Source organism: Bombilactobacillus sp. ESL1094 (genome assembly GCF_058107425.1).
Genome location: NZ_JBYLUM010000001.1, coordinates 1,377,239 through 1,398,623, shown reverse-complemented (window position 1 = coordinate 1,398,623; position 21,385 = coordinate 1,377,239). Strand labels below are relative to the sequence as shown.

The following is a 21,385-nucleotide window of genomic DNA, read 5'->3' as shown; positions in this document are numbered from 1 at the left end:
AACGCGACCGTTCCAAATATTTAAGAAATAATTTAACTGCTGGGAGTTTTGTTAAAAAAATGATGCTGAATTTTTATCTCGGTGCCCTTTACTTTTCGAGTGGCTAACTTAAGCAATTAATTCAACTCAATTTTTATTCGTCATTAAATTATTCGAACTTAAAAATTCAGTTAATATTTGAAAAGCCAATTTCTTATCTCCAACTTGGCAATGTCTAGCACCGCCACTAGCCTCCGTTAAAATTTTCACCGTCAGAGATCTGGCATTAACTAGACCTGCTGCTTCTTTTAAAGTAACAGCTGCAGGAACGTATAAATCTTTAGTCCCGCCTATTAATAATACATCTGCTATTACTTCATCTAATACTCCCTTCAAGGTATAATTTAAAGCCTCTTTTACAAAATCAACAGGCTGCTTAGTTAACGTAATATCCATGCCTTTTTGCATTTTAAAAGCTAAATCAACATTATTATTGGATAATTTAACCAAAAAGTCATTAAAACTAGTCGCAATTTTCGGATCGTCTAAATGGTCTAAATATTGGCTAGCTTGGGGCAACTTCATTACCAATGCATCACTTAAACTCAACATTGCATCATAGGCAATCACGCGCCGAATTCGATGATCTTTAGCAGCGGCTCGCACAGATAAATATCCGCCCAAAGACATTCCCAATAAATCAGCTGAGTCTAATTGATAATAATCAAGCAAATACCCCACGGGTTCTTCCCACTTAGAAGTTAAAGCTAACCCTGAACGTAAAGCTCGTCCTTGACCAGGACCTTCAAACAAAACAAAATTATAATTTGGTAATTGATCATATAAACCGTATTGAAAGACTAAACGAAGCATTTCTTCCAAATAAGAATCGAAACCACCATGAAATAGTAAAGTTCTTTGCGCATGCGGATGATTGATTCGAACTACTGGCAAAATACCTTTTTGATAAGGAACATCTTCAAAAATCAAGTTAGTGGTGTCAATACTATGGTAAAAATTATCAACATATCCTCGATAAGTTGCTTGCTTGCGTTCATCTTGCTCAGTCAAAAAGAAATCTGCCAACTGGTAATAAGTCGAAGCTAAGCCATAATCTTTCATTTGCTGAGTTGCTGTGGCTTTTTGTGCCGTCTTCATTGCTAGCTGATTCCAAGCTTCATACCAATCTTGACGACTTTTAATCTGCAAAGCTGTTCGTGCAATAACCTTTTGTACTGCTACGTCTTTTTCATACGGTTCTAAAAAACGATTAATTTGAAAATTAAATTGCTCATTGTCCATATACTTTTGATACATTGTCGCCACTCCTTTCTAACACAAATGAATCGTATCAGTAATAGTTTTTAAATGCAAGTACTTGCTCTCAAAAAGCTACAAATACTAATTGATACCAAAAAAGCCGCGTACAAAAGTTAAAAACTTTTCCACGCGACTTGTTCTTGTAATTCAAATAATTAACTAAACTAGCTATTTTTCATCAGTTAAAGTTTGTAAATAATTAAAGACATTTTGACCTGCTAAGCCACCATCACCAACTGCTGTGGTAATTTGCCGCAAAGTCTTTTTGCGCACATCACCCACTGCAAAAATTCCTGGAACTGGGGTTTGCATTTGATCATCCGTAATAATCCAACCAGCTTCATCAGTAATCTTTAAGTCACTGAATTGCTGTGTATTAGGTTGAATACCAACATAAATGAACACACCACTAGCTGGTAGCACTTGCTCGGCACCAGAGATTTTATCACGGTATTTCACGCCAGTGACTTTTGCTTGGTCGCCTTGAATCTCCTCAACGTCGGCATTCCAAATAAACTTAATTTTGTCATTCGCAAAGGCCCGCTTTTGTAAAATTGGTTGGGCCCGTAGTTGGTCTCTCCGGTGTATGATGGTGACTGATTTAGCTAGTTGAGTTAGATAAATTCCCTCTTCAACAGCAGAATCACCACCACCAATGACCGCTAAATCTTCATTTTTAAAGAAAGCCCCATCACAAACAGCGCAATAAGAGACACCTTTACCGGAATAATCTTCTTCGCCAGGAACCCCGATTTTTTTATACTCTGAGCCAGTAGCAATCACTAAAGCTCCCGTCTTAAAAGTCTCATCGCTAGTTTTAACGATTTTATAAGATTGATGATCCTCAACAGCCGTCACCATTCCGTATTGATACTTGGCGCCAAATTGAATGGTTGAATGATACATTTTTTCACTTAAATCCGGTCCCATAATGGAATCAAACCCGGGATAATTTTCCACCTCGGCAGTATTGTTCATTTGCCCGCCGTAAATGCCCCGATCTAAAATTAAGACTTTCAAGTTAGCCCGTGAAGCATACAAAGCGGCCGTTAAGCCGGCAGGTCCCGCGCCAATTACAATTACATCATATTCTTGCATTTGAGCCACACTTTCTACTTTTTATCACATAATAATCATAAGAGTTAAATTGACCAAAAGCTAGTATTGTGCTTTCCACTAACGTTGATAGGGAAATTTTAAGCCACTTCCGGCCAAATAATCTGGTGGTTGCACTTTTTTACGCCGATAATATATTAGGACACCAGCGCCAATAAACAAAACTAACGACAAAACTTGAGAAACTCTTAAAATGTTCAATAAGTATAAACTATCAGTCCGCATTCCTTCAATAAAAAAGCGGCCAAAAGAATACCATAATACATAACTTAAAAAGACTTCACCTTGCTTAAACAAATGCGGTCGGTGACGCAAACTCAATAGTAAAATCACACCGACTAAGTTCCACAATGATTCATATAAAAACGTTGGTTGGCGATAAGCCCCAGCAATATACATTTGATGAATAATAAATGGTGGTAGATGTAAAGCATGCAAAAAATGTGCTGAAGTCACTGCACCATAAGCTTCTTGATTCATAAAATTGCCCCAGCGCCCAATCAGCTGTCCCACTAATAAACTCGGCGCAGCAATATCTAAGATTAACCAAAACGGTAGTTGTCGAACATAAGTAAAGATAATTGCCACAATAAAAGCAGCAATCAAGCCACCATAAATGGCAATACCGCCATGCCAAATCTTAATAATTTCACTCGGATATTTCGAATAAAAAGACCATTGAAACACCACGTAATAAATACGTGCACCAATGAGTGCAAACGGAATTCCCCAGAGCACTAGATCAATTAAGTCATCCTTCATAATTTGCCGTTTAGGAGCTTCGTTTAAAGCTAACAAAACTCCTAAAATCGCACCACAAGCAATAATGACCCCATACCAATGGATCTCAAAGGGGCCAAATTGCACAAAAATTGGATTTAAAGCTAAACTCATACTTACTCACTTTCTGAATGTTCTTTGATTAAATTATTTAATTGTTTTTCAAAACGGGCGGCAGCATCATATCCTAATTTTTTAGCTCGATAATTCATAGCGGCCACTTCAATAATATTAGAGATATTTCGCCCGACTTTGACCGGGATCACCATTGAAGGTACATCAACATCAAAAATCCGTTCCGTTTGATTGTCTGTCCCAATCCGATCATAATTCTGATCTTCTGACCAAGCGCTTAGATTAACAATTAATTGCACTTCCATAGAGGTTCTGACCGCACTTGCACCAAACAAATTCATCACATCAATAATGCCAATTCCGCGTACTTCCATTAAATTTTTTAAAATTTGGGGAGCTTCACCAACTATCGTATGCTCATTTTGTTGGTAAACATCGACGCGATCGTCCGCTACTAGACGATGACCATTTTTAATTAATTCTAAGGCTGTTTCACTTTTGCCAATCCCGGAATCACCTTTAATCAAGATTCCTAAGCCATAAACATCAATCAAGACGCCGTGAATACTTTTCCGGGGCGCCAAAACCTTTTCTAAATATTGCGTAATAATGTTGGAAACTCGAGTGGTCGTTAAGGGTGACGTCAAAATAGGAATACGATGTTCTTTCGCGGCACGCTGCATCTCCGTTGACGGCTGAATGCCTCTAGAAAAAACAAACGCTGGTGTTTGATCAGTCGCCATTTCTCGTAAAATATGGTAACGATTCTTGGAGGTCATTGATTGCGCATAAGAGGTCTCCGTCTGACCAAATAATTGAACCCGTTCCGCAGGATAATAATCAAAATAACCAGTTAGTTCCAATCCTGGTCGAGAAATTTCACTTTCTGTAATATTGCGTTCACTTAAAAATTCTGCTCCACTGTAAACTTGAATATTCGTATGATCGATTAAATCTTGAACTGTTACCATCAATTAAATCCTCTCTCAACTTTATCTTTGAAAAACATGATAACCAACAAATGAATTTGCAAATGACATTAGAACAGCCGTCAACATTGCGGCTAAAAAATTATGAAATACAAAACCTGGAACTAAGGTGGCAATGATCTCTAAAGTTAAGGCATTAATGACAATCGAAAACAAGCCAAAGGTCAGTAGCGTAATTGGAAAAGAAATAATCTTCAGTAATGGCTTAATTGTTAAATTCAACAAAACTAGAACAAAACCAGCAATTAAAGCAGTAATCCAATCACTCAGATAAAACAGTGTTGGCAGGACTTTGGCAATGGCCATAAATAGCAAAGTATTAATCACGGTCTGATAAATTAATTTCAAAGCTCGGCTCTCCTTAACATTATTTTTTCATTATAGCATATCCCGCATACATCACCGTGGTTCTGTTTGAACAACGTTCGAATCATTTTTGCTCCAATTGAAAAGCAATCATTTTTTCAATGGCAATAATAAAAAAAAGCTGATCTCAACTTGTATCAACTGCGCCTAATAGACATCAGGCAATAGTATGAAACAAATCAAAATCAGCTAGTCAAAAACTATTTTTTAAAGTTCGGGAGAAATCATTACTTTCACTTGTGATTTATCAGTCATCAATGACTTAATACCTTCTTCAGCATCATCCAAACTAATCTTCTTAGTTACTAATTGTTTGAAGACGTCGCGGTGTTGGTTAATAATTCCAATGGAAGGTGGGAAAGCATTGGCATAACCCATAATCGTATGCACATCAGCACCCTTGTTCTGCAAAGTGGTAATGTCGAATTTATAATCGCCATTAAATAAAGCCACAATCTCTAAAACACCAGCTGGAGCAACTAATTGCACCGCCTGGTCTAAAGTTGGTTGCGCACCAGCACATTCGAAGACTACGTCCACTCCTTGTGGTAATTCTTCATAAACATGTTTAACTAGGTCCACTTCGCCAGAATTAATAACGTCACTAAAGCCTAATTCCTTAGCTTTAGCCAAACGTTCAGGTGATAAATCAGCAATATAAACTTTAGTTGCACCAGCATATTTAGCTACCAAAGCTGTTAACAAGCCAATTGGGCCTGCACCAATAACAGCAACTGTTTGGCCAGCAATCAAACCACTATCACGCACTGCTTCATAAGTGACAGCTGTCGGTTCTACTAAGGCACCTAATTCATAGTCCATGCCTTCAGGCAACTTGAACGTATAAATATCTTTCACATTCACATATTCAGCCATGGCACCATCATCGGAAAAACCAATAAATTGCAAACTGCCATCGGGACCCACACCACGTGTGCAGTAGTTGTACAAGCCTTTGCGACAAAATTCGCATTTGCCACAGGCAATAATAGGTTCAACACAAACATGATCACCAACTTGAACATTCGTTACGTCGGAGCCGACTTTCACAACTTCACCAGAGAATTCATGTCCTTCAGTAATTGGTACAGTTTTACCGGTTAACGGATGCTTCTTATATGGGATACCAGTGCCTTCTTGGTACATATGAATATCACTGCCACAAATACCAATATCTTTCACCTTGATTTGAACTTGGTCAGATTTTGGCTCATCTAATTCAACATCTTCGATTCGTAAATCTTGTTTACCATAGATTCTTGCTGCTTTCATGATTTTGCCTCCCAATTATTCAATAACTAAATGTCAGATATCGCTGCATAATTTATTTATTTGCTTTTTAATGCAACCGTATTCAACATGTAAATAATATCACTTTGCTCAAAATAATTCTAGATGAAATAAGTTAATTCTTTAACAAAATTTATCTTTCTGCTCAAAAACAAAAATAGGTTAGAACAAAGTCTGTAAAAACACCACCAGCTAGTCTAAAACTTTCTAATGACATTTTTTAACTATTGTTCTAACCCGCCTACAGCAACTTTTGGTTAACCTAAATCGCAGATTTTTCCTTCTTGAAGATAGACGACCCACTCACATAAATTAGTGACATAATCGCCAATGCGTTTCAAATGGGTCGCCACTAATAAATAAGAAGTTCCATCATCAATACTTTGCGCATTAGCTTTCATTTCTGCCACACAAAGATGATCAATTTCATGAGCCAGTTGATTAATTTGTTCGTCTTGCTGAGCAACAACTATCGCCTTTTGCGCATCATTGGTTAAATACGCATCTAATGCCTGATTAAACATAACTTCAACTTGTTGGGCTAGTTGTTCTAACTGTAGTTTCACTTGGCCAACTGCATTTTTATTTTTAAGTTTCAAGGTCGTGCGAGCAATGCGAACCGCATGATCTCCCATCCGCTCTAAATCTGAACTAGCCTTTAAAATAGTTACAATCATCCGCAAATCAGACGTCACAGGTTGCTGCAAAGCAATCATTTCAAATGACTTTTGTTCTAAGTTGACTTCACGATTATTAATATATTGATCATTATCAATTACTGCTTGTGCCATGGTTAAATCATTCTGCATAAAAGCGGTCATCGCTTTTTTGAGAGCTTCATTCACCATCATTGCCATCTCCGCAAAGCGAACATGTAAATTGTTTAATTCTGTTGTAAAATCACTCCGCATAAAAACCTCTTTCTAGCCAAACCGTCCACTAATATAGTCTTCGGTTGTTTGCTGTTGTGGATTCAGAAATATTTTTTTAGTTTGATCCATTTCAATTAACTCACCTTGATAAAAAAACGCCGTTTGATCAGAAATTCGAGACGCTTGATGCATACTGTGGGTCACAATTACCATGGTGTAATTCTGGCGTAGTTCCAATAACATATTCTCAATCTTAGTGGCTGAAATGGGATCTAAAGCACTAGTTGGTTCATCTAATAAGATGACTTCGGGCTTAACTGCTAGAACCCGTGCAATACAAACTCGCTGTTGTTGACCACCTGATAAGGCCAGGGCACTTTGATGTAGTTTGTCTTTAACATCGTCCCAAACAGCCGCTGCTTTTAAACTAGTCTCGACAGCTTCATCCAAAACTTGCCGCTCACGAATCCCCGCCAATTTTAATCCGTAAATCACATTATCATAAATCGAAAATGGAAACGGGTTGGGTTGCTGGAAGACCATGCCAACTTGTTTTCGCAGTTGAACAGTATTCATAGTAGGCGCATAAATATCTTGTCCTTTTAATTCGATTTGTCCCTGAATATTAACATCTGCAATTAGGTCATTCATCCGATTTAAGCAGCGCAAAAAAGTTGATTTGCCACACCCGGAAGGACCAATCATGGCAGTAATTTCATGCTGTTTAATGGCTAAATTAATTCCTTTCAACGCTTCATTAGTACCATAAAACACATGTACATTTTGCGCCGTTAAAATATCTGCTGTCATATACTCCCCCTTTAACCAAAATGCCCCGATACATAATCTTCAGTTAATTGCACTTTCGGCCGCGTAAAAATTTTACGCGTTTGGTCAAACTCTACCATCTTTCCCAAATGAAAAAAGGCTGTATAATCACTCACTCGCGCCGCTTGTTGCATGTTATGAGTCACAATGATAATGGTATAGTTTTGCTTTAGTTGCTGCATCGTATTCTCCAATTTTGCCGTTGAAATCGGATCCAAGGCACTAGCTGGTTCATCCATCAACAAAATATCTGGCTGCAAAGCTAAGGCTCGAGCGATACACAAGCGTTGTTGTTGGCCACCGGACAATGATAAAGCACTCTGATGCAGATTATCTTTGACTTGTTCCCATAAAGACGCTTGCTTTAATGAAGTTTCTACAATTTCAGACAACTTTTGTGGATCAGTCACCCCCCGCCGTTTTAAAGCAAAAGTAATATTATCTTGAATTGATTTCGCAAACGGATTCGGACGCTGAAAAACCATGCCAATTTGTTCACGAACCGTGTAAACATCGACTTTAGGAGCATTAATATCAACTCCGCGATACATAATTTTCCCCTGAACTTGCGCACCAAAAACCGTATCATTCATCCGATTGAGCGCGCGTAAAAACGTCGATTTGCCCGAACCAGAAGCCCCAATTAACGATGTGATTTTATAACGTTCGAATTGTAAAGACACTTCGTGTAAAGCTTCTTTCGCATCGTAACTGACACACAAATTCTGGGTTGCTAACGCTACTTCTGCCTGGTCAGCTAAGGCGGCCGTGTAAGTTAATAATTCTGCCATCACCTTATTCTCCTGTTAAATGCTGGTATAGTTTTTTGCTTAAATAGCGCGCCAAGAGATTAAAACTTAAAACCACTAATACTAAAATTAACGATGCCCCTGAAGAAACTGCCTGTGCATCAGGAATTAAGCCTTCGGAATTCACTTTCCAAATGTGAACGGCTAAAGTTTCCGCAGGCCGTAGCGGATTAAGTGGTGACGTTAAACTCAAGATATTCCAATTACTAAAGTTTAACGGTGGTGCACTTTGCCCAGCAGTATAAATTAAAGCCGCTGCTTCGCCAAAAACTCGCCCCGCCGCTAAAATTACGCCAGTCACAATCGTGGGCAAACATTCCGGAATAACAACATGCAGCACTGTCTCCCAACGTGATAATCCCAACGCTAAGCCGGCTTCACGTTGGCTCAGACTAACTGTTTGTAAAGCGTCTTCCATATTCCGGATTAATAAGGGCAAATTAAACACCATTAACGTTAAGGCACCGGATAAAATTGAGAATTGTAAATGTAAATTAATCACAAAAACTAAAAAGCCAAATAGACCGACCACAATTGATGGTAAAGAACTGAGCACTTCAATTGCTGAACGGATCAAATTCGTTAAACGGAGATTTTGCGCATATTCAGACAAATAGATAGCCACTCCTAGAGCGAAGGGCAGCGAAATCCCCATTGATAAGACCAATAAATATAGTGAATTAAATAATTGCACCCCAATTCCCCCACCAGCTTGAAAACTTTTAGCTGGACTAGTTAAAAAGTGCCAATTAATTACACTAATTCCCTTGATAAAAATATATAGTAATAACGCCAACAAAATTAAAATGATCAGCCCCGACAGGCAATAAATTAACACTGTCATAATTTTATTAACTTTTTGTGGATTCATTTTAACGCACCTCGTTTGCTCAAATATTTGACAAGCATATTGAACAACAAAGACATCAATAACAATAACAAGGCTAAGGACCACAAAGCATTGTTAGCTGTTGTTTTCATAATTGTATTCCCCATATTCATCGTTAAGACACTCGTTAACGTCGTAGCAGGCGCTACCAAACTAGTAGGCATTAAAATAGCATTCCCAATAACCATTTGTACAGCTAAGGCTTCACCGAAAGCCCGTGACATCCCAAAAATAATGGCCGTCATAATGTTCGGTGCTGCTGCTCTTAACACTACTTTGGCAATGGTTTGCCACTGGGTCGCTCCTAAGGCCAGTGACGCTTCGCGGTAATAACGCGGTACTGCAGTTAAAGCGTCAACCGTCATTGAGGTAATTGTTGGTAAAATCATGACAAATAACACAATGGCTCCTGCCAAGATCCCAAAGCCACTACCACCAGCAACTTTTTGTACCATGGGTACGACGATTTCTAAACCAATAAAGCCATAAACAACCGACGGAATCCCCACTAACAGTTCAATCACTGGCTGCAAAATTTGCTTACCTTTATGCGGTGCAATTTCAGTCATAAAAATGGCCGCTGCAATGGCAAACGGCGTAGCCACAAAAACTGCCAGTAAGGTCACCGCAAAAGAGCCGACAATCATCGGTAATGCCCCAATCAACGGTTCATGATGTCCATTAGTTTGTTCGGGACTCCAAGTTTTCCCTGTTAAAAAATCCACCAAGCTACCATGATCCTGAAAAAAAACTGCTACCCCTTTGGTGGCAATAAAACCTAAAATGACCAAAACCAATAAAACGACCAAAACAGTTAAACATTGTGTTATTAACTTGCCCCGCTGTTCTAATTTGGCAGATACGGAAGGTCGATTTAACTTTTTCGTAATGGAATCTGACATTTTACTTTCCCCTAACTTTCGTGACTTTGCCGTGAGCATCTTGTTGATATTGCATGGACTGGATTGGAATATAGTGCATTTGTTTAACTTCACGCTCTTGAAAAGCAGTACTTAATAGATAATCAATAAATTTTCTAGTTAATAAATTAGGATTTTTAGTGGTATACATATGCTCATACGACCAAATTTTCCAACGATTGGTTTGCACGTTTTTGGCGGAGACCGCGATATTGTCAATTTTCAAAGTTCGTAAATCATGCGTCAAATACGGTAAAGCTACATAGCTAATCGCTCCCGGCGTATTTTTCACAATTTGGCGGACCATCCCGCTAGAATCTTGTTCGGGCGCTTTGACGCTAGTTAGTCCTTGCATAACCTGTTGTTCAAAAACCATGCGAGTGCCACTTCCTGGTGCCCGATTAACGATTGAAATTTTCAAATTAGGGCCACCCAAAGTTTGCCAATTGGTAATTTTACCTGCAAAAATCTCTTGTAGTTGCGGCAAAGTTACATTTTTGACCGTTACCTGAGAATTAACGACGGGCACGACCGCTACCACGCAAATACGATGATCAATTAACTTGTGAGCCTTAATCCCGGTCTTTTGTTCTGCAAAAACATCTGAATTGCCAATTGCCACTGCTCGTTGTTGAATCTGCGATAATCCGGTGCCGCTCCCACCGCCTTGAACTGTAATAAAAGAATTAGGATGAGACTTATTATATTGATCACCAGCTGCTTCCACTAAGGGTTGTAACGCTGACGAACCCACTGCTGTAATGCTCTGTTCCTGATGGTTACGCCGACAGCCAGTTAATAGCAGACCAGCCATGATCAATAGCAATCCCCAATTTAATTTTTTCATTGGTTCAACCTCCGGGAGCAGTATAGCAAATCAATGTAAAACTTTATTATTAATTGTGTAAATTATATGTAAATTTCTGAAAAATCAAGGCTGCTTGTAGTTAAATTAATTATTGATTAAACTAAAACCAATTTCAGTCAATTTATCACTAAGACAATATTGAGACCTGAGTCCAAGGTTGTGAGAGGTTTTTACATGAATTTAGACAAATTGCAATATTTTATTGATCTAGTAAATACTGGCAGTTTTACGAAAACTGGACAAAAAAATCATATTGCACAAACAAGTGTTAGTCAGCAAATTCGTTCATTGGAAAATCATTTCAATGTTCAATTAATTGATCGTAGTGTACAACCAATTGTTCCTACGGCTGCAGGACAGTTGTTCTACTCGAAAGCTGTCTTAATTTGTCAACAGTATCAAAAATTAGAGCAGGACATGGCCGATTTTTGTACTGACAAGCAACGTATTCGCCTAGAATATACTTCCCTTATCGATTTAAATTTTTTAATCAAAATCACGCAAACTTTAAAGCAGCAATCACACTTAATTTTGGAATTAGAAAAAGAGCAACTTAAAGACGTGGCTCATAACTTAAATAATGGTCAATACGATTTAGCCATCAGTTTTGATTCAGAATTTCACAATGAGACCTCATTGCAAACCATTACCTTATATCAAGGCAAATACTGTGCACTTATTGATAGCGAGCATCCTTTATATCACTGCCAAGCAATCACATTGAAACAGTTATATCACTATACACTCGTCACGCTTGCTCCACAGACAATTGGTAAATCTTATCAACTAATGTTAAAACATGCCCAGCAAGATGGCTTTACACCTCAAATAAAAGCAACAGTACAGGATTTAGAAACAGAACTTTTTTTGATTCAAACGCAACATTTGATCGGCTTTTTTCCGGACAACTACCCGCTGCCCAACCAAACTTCCAATTTAAAATTATTGCCTATTAACCAAACTCATCATCATTTTAAAATCGTCTTAGCTTATCGGAAAGATTTTAATCATGCTAAATTAGCACAAATTATTCACCAAGCTCATTCAATCTCAGCAGAGGTTTAACCTCTAACCTAGTTATTTTTTATATTGGCAATTGCTCAAATAATCACATATGATTAAGCTAATTAAAAGTTGAAAGCAAGTATAGTGACGCCACTTGATATTTAATCAGGTTAGTTAATAAGCTTGTTTCCGCTTTATCTAGAAAGGAAAAATTCATGAAAAAGTTAATCTTAACAGGTGTCGATGGTAATTTAGGTAGTCAAGCTGCGCAAGAACTAATCCAATTAGCCAATAAACAACAACTCATCTTTTGTGGTTATGATCCTAACGTGCTCGCCAACTATGCACAGCAAGGAATTGATGTTCGCCAAACTGATTTTAATTCTAAGGCTGGTTTAGTGGAAAAGTTTACTGGCGGTGACGTCCTTGCTTTGATTTCCATGCCTTTTGTGGGTGCTAAACGCCAGCAAGCTCATAAAAATGTCATTGATGCTGCTCAACAAGCCGGTGTAACTAAAATTGTCTATACTTCACTAGTCAATGCCGGCGACCCTAGTAATCCTAGTATCGAAAAAATTGACCATGCTTATACCGAAGACTATTTAAAAAAGAGTGGACTTGATTATCTGTTCTTACGTAATTCACAATATGCTGAAGCTATGATCACCAACTACTTTACCTTTGTTAAACAAGGACAAGATTTAGCCAATAGCCAAGGGGACGGTCAAATGGCCTATATTTCACGTAAAGACTGTGCCAAAGCCGTTGCGTATGCCTTATTAGCTGATAATTTGCACCACCAAATTTTAAACATCAATGGTAAAGATTTACTAACCATCAGCGATTTTATCAATATTGCTAATGACGTCACAGGTAATTCCATTCAATATCACGCCATTAGTGATGAAGAAAATTACCAAATCTTTGATGCCATGGGTGTCCCTCGAACCACTGATGGCCAATTTAAAAAAGATTCTGAAGCACCCTTCTCATCTGATGGCATGGTCACTTTTGCCAAGGCCATTCGTGAAGGTAAAATGAATACCTATACCGATGATTTTTATAAATTAACAGGTAGTCAACCAATATCTGTGCGTTACATGTTTGAACACCAAGCAGAATTTCAAATTGGTGAACGCCATTCAAAAGACGATTAGTATCTGAAACTTAAAAATGAGACTAGAGCAAATTAATTGGATGAATAAGTTATTCAAACAGTCAACAATTCAGTTCTAGTCTTATTTATTTGGAACATATTCCAAATAAATCTTGGGAAGACACTTCAAATAATTCTCAAAAAAATTGGTACCAATATAAATGCGGAACGAAATTTATATCGGTACCAATTTTATTAATTAAGCTCAAAATTAATCCATTCAATAACTAAATCAAAATATTTCTGACTTCTTGCTTTGTTTGAGCATTGACTAAGTTCTCAACACAATGCTGATTTTTCACAACATCAATTAATTCAGTTAGCGCTTTTTCATGTTCATGATTTGTCCCTGGTGATAAAACAAATAAACAATTAATAGCAACTGTTTGGTGTTGAGCACAAATCTCTATTGGTTGATCTAGTACCACCAATGCCAAACCGACTGTTTGACTATGAGAACTGGGGGCTGCATGGGCTAAAAAAACATGATCTGCAATCAACATATACGGTCCGTATTTATTGATCAAATTGGTAATATCAGAAAAATAAAAGCTATTGATAATTTGATCGCGTTCTAATAACTGGCAGCCTAATTGTAATACCGCTTGCCACTGCATATTGCACGAATGATGCAACAGCTTAATATGTTGCACAGGTAAAAGACTAGCTAAAGAAGGTAAAGTATCCGTCAAAGCTAAATCATTAGCTGGTAATATAAATTTATCTAGACTTGAACGTAAACCCATCTCATCTTTTACATCCGCGTATTCTTTAATAATAGTCAGCAGTTGATTCACAGCATTACTATTGTGCTCAATTTTTTGTGGCACTTGCGTGCGTAAATAATTTTCAATTTGACCATAATCATGCTCTGTTAAGATTGCTTTAACAGTTAAAACGGGGACTGGGTAAGAACTTTGCCCTAATGGGGCCGCACTAATAATTAACTTAGCCTGATAATTAGCCTGAAAAATATTGTTTAGATCTGCTATTTTGAGTGGTGGCGAAAATTTAATCAGCGGATAAGCTTGCATTAATTCATGATAAAGCATTACAGAAGTCCCAATACCGCTGGAACACACAACTAACACCTCAGCCAAGGCGGCCAGTTGATATTTATCCGTTTTGTTTACCGACCAGTCTTGGTAAACGACATCACTTTGAGGTCCAAAATATAAACAAATCAATGCTATTTCATTAACAGGCAGTTCCTGTTTTAAATATTGTTCTAACGGGGCACAGGCAATTGTAGTTAATTTGAGTAACTGCGGATAATTTCTTTTGATATCTGCAATTTCATCCGAAACAAATGGAATCCTAAACATTACTCGAAAATAAGTCGCATACAAGTGGTTACACAATACTTCGACAAAATGTCGATCAGAAATCGGATTTCCGGTTAATTGTTTATACCGAAAAATTATTTCCCGGGCAATTTGTGTTAATTTATCATATAATCTGGGGCTAACACACCAAACCGCGGTTGCTTGTGCGCACAGCATGATTTTGCTTAAAAAGACTACTTCATTATTAGTTACAGTTTCTTGGCAGATAGTTTCCAATAGTTTCTGACAAGCCGGCAAAATCCCGGTTGTATTTTTAGATAACCACGCTTGTCCGGGCTCAGTGGCTAACTTTTTTCCTTGTTGATAACGCCATTTAGTAAACATTAATAAATAAATTAATTGTTGCAACGCATTTTCCGAAAAACTAATTTTTAAAGCTGTCTGACAAATAGTTAATTGTTTCTCAAATTGTGAAAATGGGTAGTTTAATTGCTGAATACACTGAAAAAGTGTGGCATCATTATTTTGTAGTAATTCATAAACAACTAAGCGCACTGCTCGTTCATTACCATGAATTTTGTGACCTTGATGGGTACTGACAATTTCTAATTTTGGAAAACGCGTTCTCAAGACTTTAAAGTCTTTAATGATCGTATTGCGCGAACAAGCAAAGCGCTGTGTTAACTGGTTAATAGACACTCCTTTAGAATTATCCAACAATGTCCAAATAATTAATGTCTGGCGTTTCCTAGAGCTAAAGTGAATCCCCCGCTCATCCAATTTAACACTAGGTTGCTGCTTTAAAACTTGCTTGGTATGATCAGTTAATTGGTATCCATAGCGAGGAACATTAACAATTTCTTCAAGGTGTTGGCTTTGTAATTGCTGATTCAAGGCTGCCAACCAATTAAAGGCTGTTCTGCGCGAGACATTAAACATTGTCATAATTTCTGTTAAACTAACGTAGCCTGAAGATACCAGCAAATAATTCAATAATTTATGATAACCTGTCGCTGTGGCTGCAACCTCTCCAGTAATCACATCCATCATCCTTTAAAAGTTTTACTTTGATTGTTATTTTCCTAAATCTAATTTAGAAATAATATCATCAATTACGCTATCCACACCAATATTGGTTAATAGTGGCAAACCGTTAATTACTGGAATTTTAACAGCATCATTATCATATTGCGTGGTCGTAATTGCTAAATCATAGTCGCTAGCCATGGACTCTACTTGAGCCACAGAAGCTTGACCTAAAGTATAATCATCCTTGGAAATACCACGATTAGCCAATTCTTCTTCTAACTTATTCATGGCTGCCGTACTTGTAACCACGCCAGCACCGCAAGCTACTAAAATTTTCTTCATAATAAAGACACTCCTTCAACTAAATTATTTGGTAGGTGTTTCTGTTTGATCAAGTGCTTTTTCTTCAGCAATGATTTTCGAACGATTCCACCAACATAAACCAACAATAAGGACAATTCCGATGACATAAGCAATGAACTTGAAAGGTGCAATTTGAACAAATAACCACGGAAATGGATTGGAACCATAATCAATACTGGAGATTAATGACGAACCTTTGGGAATAGCAAAGTGCGCCGCCCGAGCACATTTCGTAATCAAGGGTGCTAAATTCGTCCCAATCCATAAACCAATCACCACATTAATTGCGCCAATAATAAAGGACCGGAAAAAATCACCGTGCGTAATCGAAACAATCAACGGGAACATAAAGACAAAACCAACTAAGCCAATGGTTGGTAAGAACTGATTACCTGGTAAGATAAAAGCAAACAACAATGCTACTGGAATCATTAAAGTCGCGCAGGCCAAAACAACCGGGCTACCAATGCCCACTGCCGTATCCATTCCAATGTAGATTTTGCGTTTACCGGAAAATTTTTTCTGCGTAAAAGACTGAATCGCATTAGAAACAGGCACGACGCCTTGTAATAATAGCGCTGCCATTTTAGGCGTAATGATCATGACGGCGGAAAGCGTAACCCCCATTAACATAATTTTGCCTAACTTAGTAGCCAGCGTCATGCCCGGAATAAAGCCATAAGCCAAAATACCAATCACCAGTCCAATAATAAAGCCCAATAATGTTGGTTCACCCCAAGAGCCAAACTTTTTGTTAAAGTCTTTCGCATCTAGATGGATCTTATTAATTCCCGGAATTTTATCTAAAATCCAATTAAAAACAATGGCGATTGGAACAAAGGAACCGGCATAACCATGTGGAATGGAAATTCCCGGTAAACCTAAATATTTTTCAGATAACGGAGCGGTACGATCAGCAATGACCATAATGACAATCATATTGACGCTCGCCAAGAACAAGCTCAAGACAATATCTTTAGTTAAAGCGTAAACCAAAGAACCACTAAAAGCAAAATGCCAAAAATCCCAAATATCGACATCAATAGTTGAAGTGGTTTTCGTAACTAACATTATCAAATTGATCACAATTCCGAGAGGAATCATACTAACTCCGACTGCTGTTCCGTAAGCAATCGCTGAAGCAGACGGCCACCCAACATCAATAACCTGTAAATTTAAATGCATCACGGCAATCATATGTTTAATGGCGGGATTCATGACACTGGTCAAAATCGAAACCGTGGCATTTAAGCCGATAAAACCAATACCGACCATTAAGCCACCACGTAAAGCTTTAGTAAAAGGTACCCGCACGCACAAACCAAAAATCAACATAATAATGGGAATCAAAACCGTTGGCCCCAGTCCAACAATATACATAATGAAATTAATTATCGGTTTCATACCTATCTCCTCAATTATTAACTAAAAATTTGCCACAAGCTGTTGAAATAAAAGCTGCTGGTCTTGAATTTGAACTAGTTGTTCTAATAAAACCTGATTTTGAAACAAAGTCATCAGCTTTTGTAACATCTGTACCTGACTATGCGGGTTTTTCAAGGCCAGCATCACCACAATTTGCACATCCAGCAGTTGTTCAGTGACGGCCATATTATGAAACTTGACAGGCCGCTTTAAGGTCGCAAAAGCTAACGCCGGTTGCTTGACGTATTCAACGTCTGTATGTGGGATAGCAACCGCAATTTTACCGCTAGGTAACCCCGTCGGTTGCTTAAACTCTCGGTCTTGAACTGCCTGAGAAAAATTTGGTTGTACTTTGCCAGCCGTTTGCAATTGTTGTGCCAAATATTGAATGATTTCAGATGAAGTTTTTGCTTCAACTTGCGCAAATACTAACTGAGAACTCAAAAGATTCAACTTTTACTTCCCCCCTTTCTCTTTGGCTGCTATTTCTGTTCACGTTTTATTTAACCATTCATAAAAGCGCTTTAATAGTGCAAATCATCCGAAATCTTGGTGCAAGTACTGCACCATCACACAAAAAAAGCATTATTAGATTACTGTAATCCAATAATGCTTCATTTATTTTGTAGTTAAGCGATTAACTAAAATGCTTAATTAATAGCAATTTTGACACACAATTTATGATTATGTCCTACTTTGTTAGCAACCATCCCATGAGCAGCATGCAAATCCGACGGATAAAAGATTGCATAATGTCGTTCAGTCAATAAAGCTTTACCGTGCGTCTTAGGATGTCTAAAAAATTGAATCTCTTCTTTAGGATCATAAGGACTAACGGGTTTAGCAGTTCCTGCATCACTAAAACGCACCCATTCAGCACCCGTAATCATGTAGTGAATATCAATATGTTCCCGATGGGTTTCGTAGTTCATCGTCCGATAATCTCGGGTGTCATATTCTTGAAACCGTAATTCGACGCCCGGCGCAATTTGCTTTTTACCCAACGGTTTAGCTAACAATTCCTGGGTTGAACGCGCATCTAGCCAATCTAAAGCTGTTTGAATCCGTTTTTGAACGGTCGTATTAAATTGATGTTGTTTACTTGCTCCAAATTCCATAATTATTCTCTCCTCTATTCTTTTTCTTCGCGTACAAATAAAAGTGCTACTACCGCAACTAACGGAAACGCGGCAATGATTAAATACGAAGTCACATAACTACCTGTAACCGCCAAGATTTGGCCTAAGATCACGGGCGCAATAAAAGAACCAACTTGATTAAAGACGTTGATGAAGCCTGAAACCGTCCCACGTTGATCGGCGGGAGCCACTTCCACGGACAGATTATTGGTGATCGTGCTAAACATAAATGCTCCGACGCCCATTGCCCCTGTCCAAAAGTACAACAAGGCTAAGTTGCCATGTGGCGTTAAAGCAAAGCCAATAATCGTGGGTGTGAAAATTGCCATAAAAATTGCTGCCCAAAGATGGCGCGATAGTTTAGAATGATCAGAAATCCACCCCGCTACGACCATTGAAATCACCGAAGTAATCCCAAAGATGGACATGGCAGTACCGGCTTTCACCAAACTAAACTTTAAGCTTTTCACAATAAATAAATTAGCCCAATTAGTCACACCCCACTTGGCGCCTGTGGCAAATAAGCCGGTCAACGCTAATAACCATACACTGCGATTGTTAATGGCGTGTTTCAAACGCATCAAAGCTGATTCTTCTGTCACTTGACCAGTTTTAGTTTTCACCTTAAATTGTTGCGGAAATGGTGGTGTTCCTTTTAAAGTAAAATAGGAAAAAATTAACGCTGCTAGCGGAAACAAAGCCGTGACTGCTAGAGCTGCCCGCCAACCATAATGAACCAAAACAGTGGGCGCATATAGATTGATGACGGTTAAACCAAACGAGGTGCAAGTATTGAAAATTCCAGTGGCCGTGGCACGTTTCTTACCATCAAACCATTCTGTAATAATACCTAAACACGCTGATAAATCAGGACCACTAACTAAACCTAAGACAAAACGTAAAATCAGCCCGTCCCAATAACCGCGCATAAAGACCATGGCAAACATCACTACCAAATTGCCAGCCACCGCAGTCAATAACAATTTACGATAACCAAACTTATCAGCCAGCATCCCTCCTGGCAAAACCGTAATTGCATAGCCAATATAAAAGGCCGTAACGTATGAATTACCTTGTTGCACTGTGAAATGTAACGAATCAATCACCGCCGGCATAATTGTTGACCACGATAGCCGCGTAATAAAACTAATTAAAAAAGCGAACCAGATACCTGCTAGAATTAAAATCTGCTTGGCATTCCATTTACCAGTTGCAGACTCAGCCATTTTTATTCCTCCTCACTGCCAAGTTTCAAAACAATTTTGCGTACGTGTGTTGGTTCATGAACTAAACCGTTGGTGCGGTGTGGTTCATGCATCACAATTAAAACTAAATCACCAGCATGTAAAATTATTTTTTGATAATTTATCGGTGGCTGAACATATTGCAAATCCCGGTGCGCATTATAAGCACCTAATAATCGCACATTGGTATCCGTCGTAATGTCAATCTCTTCAGTACCTTCGACTAGATAATGCAGATCCAAGCGCTGTTGATGAATTTCAAAATTAAAATCAGTAATTTTTTGAGTCGTATATTCCAATGTTTGACAATAAAAGCTCTCCCCTTGTTGATGGCTTTTCCCTAACGGCGTCTTTGTCAAATCTGTTACTTGTAAAAACTGAATGGCCCTAGCTAATTTTTGATAGTCGCAGGCTTGATAATCGCTGAGTTTTGTTAATAACACGGCAACACTGACCTCCTTTTAATTGAGCTAAAGTTAAGCGCTTAACTTATTTAATGTAAAGCAAATTAAGCTACCGGTTTGTCTTAATTATTTTTAGTTAACCGTTTAATATTAATTAAATTCACTTTTTTGTGTAGTAAATCAATAGATAACAACTAATAAATAATTATTAATTATTCTTTTTTTACTAAAACGGTTAACTAACTTTACACAGAAATTGTAATCGCTTTGGTTTTAAAAAGCAATACTTTATTGTGAAAAAATTATCAATTGTTCTAATTCTGCAGAGCACTGCCAATTTCATTTGAAATTAATTACACAAAGTGCTATTTATAATTTAAGGAGGATTTAAGATGAAGAAAAGAACAATTTATATGTTACTTAGCGCTACCTTATTAAGTATTGGCGGTAGCCAATTGCATAAACAACCACTAACAGCCGCCAAACTGACTACAACTGCTAAAACAACAACCCTCTATTCTACCAATGGTCACAAGGTACCAGGAAAGTTGTTAGCTGCCGGAAGTCAATGGCAAATCATAACAACCAAGAACATTCACGGACAGCAATTAGCCAAAATTGCTGCCAATTTATGGACGACTAATCCTAATCCTGAACAACCTCAAGCGGCAACTGCACAAAATGAGCAAACGTCAGCCGCCAAAACGCAATCCCAACCAACTACGAGTGACAGTGAATTTAAAAAAGTCGATTTTCCAGCAAGTATGCAGGGCACTTGGTACGGTTATGACAAAGATTCCGATGCTGTTAAATCCATTACTTTTACAGGCAATAAGATTAGTGTCGATGGTCAAGATAGTTATGCCTACGATGGCAGCGTTCGCCCTGCTGACGATAAAGAAGCCTTAGATGGTAACGTAAGTTCTCTAAACACAGACCAGCAAAATCGAATGCAAAATTGGATTGCTTTATCTACTATTGATCCACAAACCGCGAATTTTGATACTGCACCACTTTCGCCAATTGTTGACTTACGTGGCTGGTACCAAAGTGCTGGTGATGGAACATATTACTACATGATGAATGAAAACATTGATGGCCAGCAAACGCCCGTCTTATTTGCAGCTAGTGGTGCAGGAATGTGGACGGATATGCATTATTATCGTTCTAACCAATTAGCTCAACAACAGCAAGATGAAGGTTTTGCGGATGATCGGGGAAGATAGTAAAAAT

General features: G+C 38.1%; 22 protein-coding genes. 3 read left to right on the top strand and 19 right to left on the bottom strand.

Features of this window, described 5'->3' with window-relative positions; genetic code table 11:
* Positions 1–126 precede the first annotated feature (126 nt).
* From AC3B5S_RS06590 to AC3B5S_RS06535, 12 genes are all read right to left on the bottom strand, one after another.
* Complete coding sequence (locus AC3B5S_RS06590; protein WP_489790246.1) at positions 127–1,296, bottom strand: alpha/beta fold hydrolase; 1,170 nt, start codon at positions 1,294–1,296, stop codon at positions 127–129.
* A gap of 171 nt (positions 1,297–1,467) precedes the next feature.
* Complete coding sequence (trxB, locus tag AC3B5S_RS06585) at positions 1,468–2,406, bottom strand: thioredoxin-disulfide reductase (RefSeq protein WP_489790245.1); 939 nt, start codon at positions 2,404–2,406, stop codon at positions 1,468–1,470.
* A gap of 69 nt (positions 2,407–2,475) precedes the next feature.
* Positions 2,476–3,309, bottom strand: a complete 834-nt coding sequence (lgt, locus tag AC3B5S_RS06580; RefSeq protein WP_489758265.1) for a prolipoprotein diacylglyceryl transferase — start codon at positions 3,307–3,309, stop codon at positions 2,476–2,478.
* Positions 3,310–3,311: 2 nt separating this feature from the next.
* Positions 3,312–4,241: an HPr(Ser) kinase/phosphatase gene (gene hprK / locus AC3B5S_RS06575; protein WP_489758264.1), complete on the bottom strand. Its 930-nt coding sequence runs from the start codon at positions 4,239–4,241 to the stop codon at positions 3,312–3,314.
* Positions 4,242–4,262: 21 nt separating this feature from the next.
* A complete protein-coding gene (locus AC3B5S_RS06570) occupies positions 4,263–4,607 on the bottom strand; it encodes a phage holin family protein (protein ID WP_489758263.1) in 345 nt (114 codons plus the stop codon).
* A 225-nt stretch (positions 4,608–4,832) separates the two neighbouring features.
* The gene (locus tag AC3B5S_RS06565; protein WP_489758262.1) at positions 4,833–5,897 is read right to left on the bottom strand and encodes a 2,3-butanediol dehydrogenase; all 1,065 of its coding nucleotides are present in this window, start codon (positions 5,895–5,897) and stop codon (positions 4,833–4,835) included.
* Between the two features lie 275 nt (positions 5,898–6,172).
* The gene (phoU, locus tag AC3B5S_RS06560) at positions 6,173–6,826 is read right to left on the bottom strand and encodes a phosphate signaling complex protein PhoU (protein ID WP_489758261.1); all 654 of its coding nucleotides are present in this window, start codon (positions 6,824–6,826) and stop codon (positions 6,173–6,175) included.
* A 12-nt stretch (positions 6,827–6,838) separates the two neighbouring features.
* Complete coding sequence (gene pstB / locus AC3B5S_RS06555; RefSeq protein ID WP_489769617.1) at positions 6,839–7,597, bottom strand: phosphate ABC transporter ATP-binding protein PstB; 759 nt, start codon at positions 7,595–7,597, stop codon at positions 6,839–6,841.
* An 11-nt stretch (positions 7,598–7,608) separates the two neighbouring features.
* Positions 7,609–8,406, bottom strand: coding sequence for a phosphate ABC transporter ATP-binding protein PstB (pstB, locus tag AC3B5S_RS06550; RefSeq protein WP_489790244.1), 798 nt, complete (start codon positions 8,404–8,406; stop codon positions 7,609–7,611).
* Positions 8,407–8,410: 4 nt separating this feature from the next.
* The gene (gene pstA / locus AC3B5S_RS06545; RefSeq protein WP_489790243.1) at positions 8,411–9,295 is read right to left on the bottom strand and encodes a phosphate ABC transporter permease PstA; all 885 of its coding nucleotides are present in this window, start codon (positions 9,293–9,295) and stop codon (positions 8,411–8,413) included.
* On the bottom strand, positions 9,292–10,215 hold the full coding sequence (gene pstC, locus AC3B5S_RS06540) for a phosphate ABC transporter permease subunit PstC (RefSeq protein ID WP_489790242.1): 924 nt from the start codon (positions 10,213–10,215) through the stop codon (positions 9,292–9,294). The genes pstA and pstC overlap by 4 nt, the downstream gene beginning before the upstream one ends.
* A 1-nt stretch (position 10,216) precedes the next feature.
* Positions 10,217–11,080 (bottom strand): phosphate ABC transporter substrate-binding protein PstS family protein, encoded by an 864-nt coding sequence (locus AC3B5S_RS06535; protein ID WP_489790241.1) that lies wholly within the window; start codon positions 11,078–11,080, stop codon positions 10,217–10,219.
* A 195-nt stretch (positions 11,081–11,275) separates the two neighbouring features.
* On the opposite strand from AC3B5S_RS06535, the gene AC3B5S_RS06530 reads away from it, so the two are divergent.
* Positions 11,276–12,166 carry a LysR family transcriptional regulator gene (locus tag AC3B5S_RS06530; RefSeq protein WP_489790240.1) on the top strand — a complete coding sequence of 297 codons (891 nt, stop codon included), beginning with the start codon at positions 11,276–11,278 and terminating at the stop codon, positions 12,164–12,166.
* A gap of 155 nt (positions 12,167–12,321) precedes the next feature.
* On the top strand, positions 12,322–13,263 hold the full coding sequence (locus tag AC3B5S_RS06525) for an NAD(P)H-binding protein (RefSeq protein WP_489775219.1): 942 nt from the start codon (positions 12,322–12,324) through the stop codon (positions 13,261–13,263).
* 226 nt (positions 13,264–13,489) lie between these two features.
* Here AC3B5S_RS06525 and AC3B5S_RS06520 read toward each other — a convergent pair whose 3' ends face one another.
* From AC3B5S_RS06520 to AC3B5S_RS06490, 7 genes are all read right to left on the bottom strand, one after another.
* Entirely contained in the window at positions 13,490–15,589 is a 2,100-nt protein-coding gene (locus tag AC3B5S_RS06520) for a BglG family transcription antiterminator (RefSeq protein ID WP_489790239.1), read from the bottom strand.
* 33 nt (positions 15,590–15,622) lie between these two features.
* Positions 15,623–15,919, bottom strand: a complete 297-nt coding sequence (locus tag AC3B5S_RS06515; protein WP_489790238.1) for a PTS sugar transporter subunit IIB — start codon at positions 15,917–15,919, stop codon at positions 15,623–15,625.
* Positions 15,920–15,943: 24 nt separating this feature from the next.
* The gene (locus AC3B5S_RS06510) at positions 15,944–17,344 is read right to left on the bottom strand and encodes a PTS galactitol transporter subunit IIC (protein ID WP_489790237.1); all 1,401 of its coding nucleotides are present in this window, start codon (positions 17,342–17,344) and stop codon (positions 15,944–15,946) included.
* Between the two features lie 21 nt (positions 17,345–17,365).
* Positions 17,366–17,818 (bottom strand): PTS sugar transporter subunit IIA, encoded by a 453-nt coding sequence (locus tag AC3B5S_RS06505; protein WP_489790236.1) that lies wholly within the window; start codon positions 17,816–17,818, stop codon positions 17,366–17,368.
* A 197-nt stretch (positions 17,819–18,015) separates the two neighbouring features.
* Positions 18,016–18,483: a YhcH/YjgK/YiaL family protein gene (locus tag AC3B5S_RS06500; RefSeq protein WP_489790235.1), complete on the bottom strand. Its 468-nt coding sequence runs from the start codon at positions 18,481–18,483 to the stop codon at positions 18,016–18,018.
* A gap of 14 nt (positions 18,484–18,497) precedes the next feature.
* Positions 18,498–19,730, bottom strand: coding sequence for an MFS transporter (locus tag AC3B5S_RS06495; protein WP_489790234.1), 1,233 nt, complete (start codon positions 19,728–19,730; stop codon positions 18,498–18,500).
* Positions 19,731–19,732: 2 nt separating this feature from the next.
* Positions 19,733–20,191 carry a NanQ anomerase/TabA/YiaL family protein gene (locus AC3B5S_RS06490; protein WP_489790233.1) on the bottom strand — a complete coding sequence of 153 codons (459 nt, stop codon included), beginning with the start codon at positions 20,189–20,191 and terminating at the stop codon, positions 19,733–19,735.
* Positions 20,192–20,544: 353 nt separating this feature from the next.
* On the opposite strand from AC3B5S_RS06490, the gene AC3B5S_RS06485 reads away from it, so the two are divergent.
* A complete protein-coding gene (locus tag AC3B5S_RS06485; protein WP_489790232.1) occupies positions 20,545–21,378 on the top strand; it encodes a hypothetical protein in 834 nt (277 codons plus the stop codon).
* The last annotated feature ends 7 nt before the right edge of the window (positions 21,379–21,385 follow it).

Bases quoted from the DNA above. Each gene is read 5' to 3' on its own strand.
- AC3B5S_RS06590 (WP_489790246.1), bottom strand. From the start codon at position 1,296: ATGTATCAAAAGTATATGGACAATGAGCAATTTAATTTTCAAATTAAT.
- lgt (WP_489758265.1), bottom strand. From the start codon at position 3,309: ATGAGTTTAGCTTTAAATCCAATTTTTGTGCAATTTGGCCCCTTTGAG.
- hprK (WP_489758264.1), bottom strand. From the start codon at position 4,241: ATGGTAACAGTTCAAGATTTAATCGATCATACGAATATTCAAGTTTAC.
- AC3B5S_RS06565 (WP_489758262.1), bottom strand. From the start codon at position 5,897: ATGAAAGCAGCAAGAATCTATGGTAAACAAGATTTACGAATCGAAGAT.
- phoU (WP_489758261.1), bottom strand. From the start codon at position 6,826: ATGCGGAGTGATTTTACAACAGAATTAAACAATTTACATGTTCGCTTT.
- pstB (WP_489769617.1), bottom strand. From the start codon at position 7,597: ATGACAGCAGATATTTTAACGGCGCAAAATGTACATGTGTTTTATGGT.
- pstB (WP_489790244.1), bottom strand. From the start codon at position 8,406: ATGGCAGAATTATTAACTTACACGGCCGCCTTAGCTGACCAGGCAGAA.
- pstA (WP_489790243.1), bottom strand. From the start codon at position 9,295: ATGAATCCACAAAAAGTTAATAAAATTATGACAGTGTTAATTTATTGC.
- pstC (WP_489790242.1), bottom strand. From the start codon at position 10,215: ATGTCAGATTCCATTACGAAAAAGTTAAATCGACCTTCCGTATCTGCC.
- AC3B5S_RS06535 (WP_489790241.1), bottom strand. From the start codon at position 11,080: ATGAAAAAATTAAATTGGGGATTGCTATTGATCATGGCTGGTCTGCTA.
- AC3B5S_RS06530 (WP_489790240.1), top strand. From the start codon at position 11,276: ATGAATTTAGACAAATTGCAATATTTTATTGATCTAGTAAATACTGGC.
- AC3B5S_RS06525 (WP_489775219.1), top strand. From the start codon at position 12,322: ATGAAAAAGTTAATCTTAACAGGTGTCGATGGTAATTTAGGTAGTCAA.
- AC3B5S_RS06515 (WP_489790238.1), bottom strand. From the start codon at position 15,919: ATGAAGAAAATTTTAGTAGCTTGCGGTGCTGGCGTGGTTACAAGTACG.
- AC3B5S_RS06510 (WP_489790237.1), bottom strand. From the start codon at position 17,344: ATGAAACCGATAATTAATTTCATTATGTATATTGTTGGACTGGGGCCA.
- AC3B5S_RS06500 (WP_489790235.1), bottom strand. From the start codon at position 18,483: ATGGAATTTGGAGCAAGTAAACAACATCAATTTAATACGACCGTTCAA.
- AC3B5S_RS06495 (WP_489790234.1), bottom strand. From the start codon at position 19,730: ATGGCTGAGTCTGCAACTGGTAAATGGAATGCCAAGCAGATTTTAATT.
- AC3B5S_RS06485 (WP_489790232.1), top strand. From the start codon at position 20,545: ATGAAGAAAAGAACAATTTATATGTTACTTAGCGCTACCTTATTAAGT.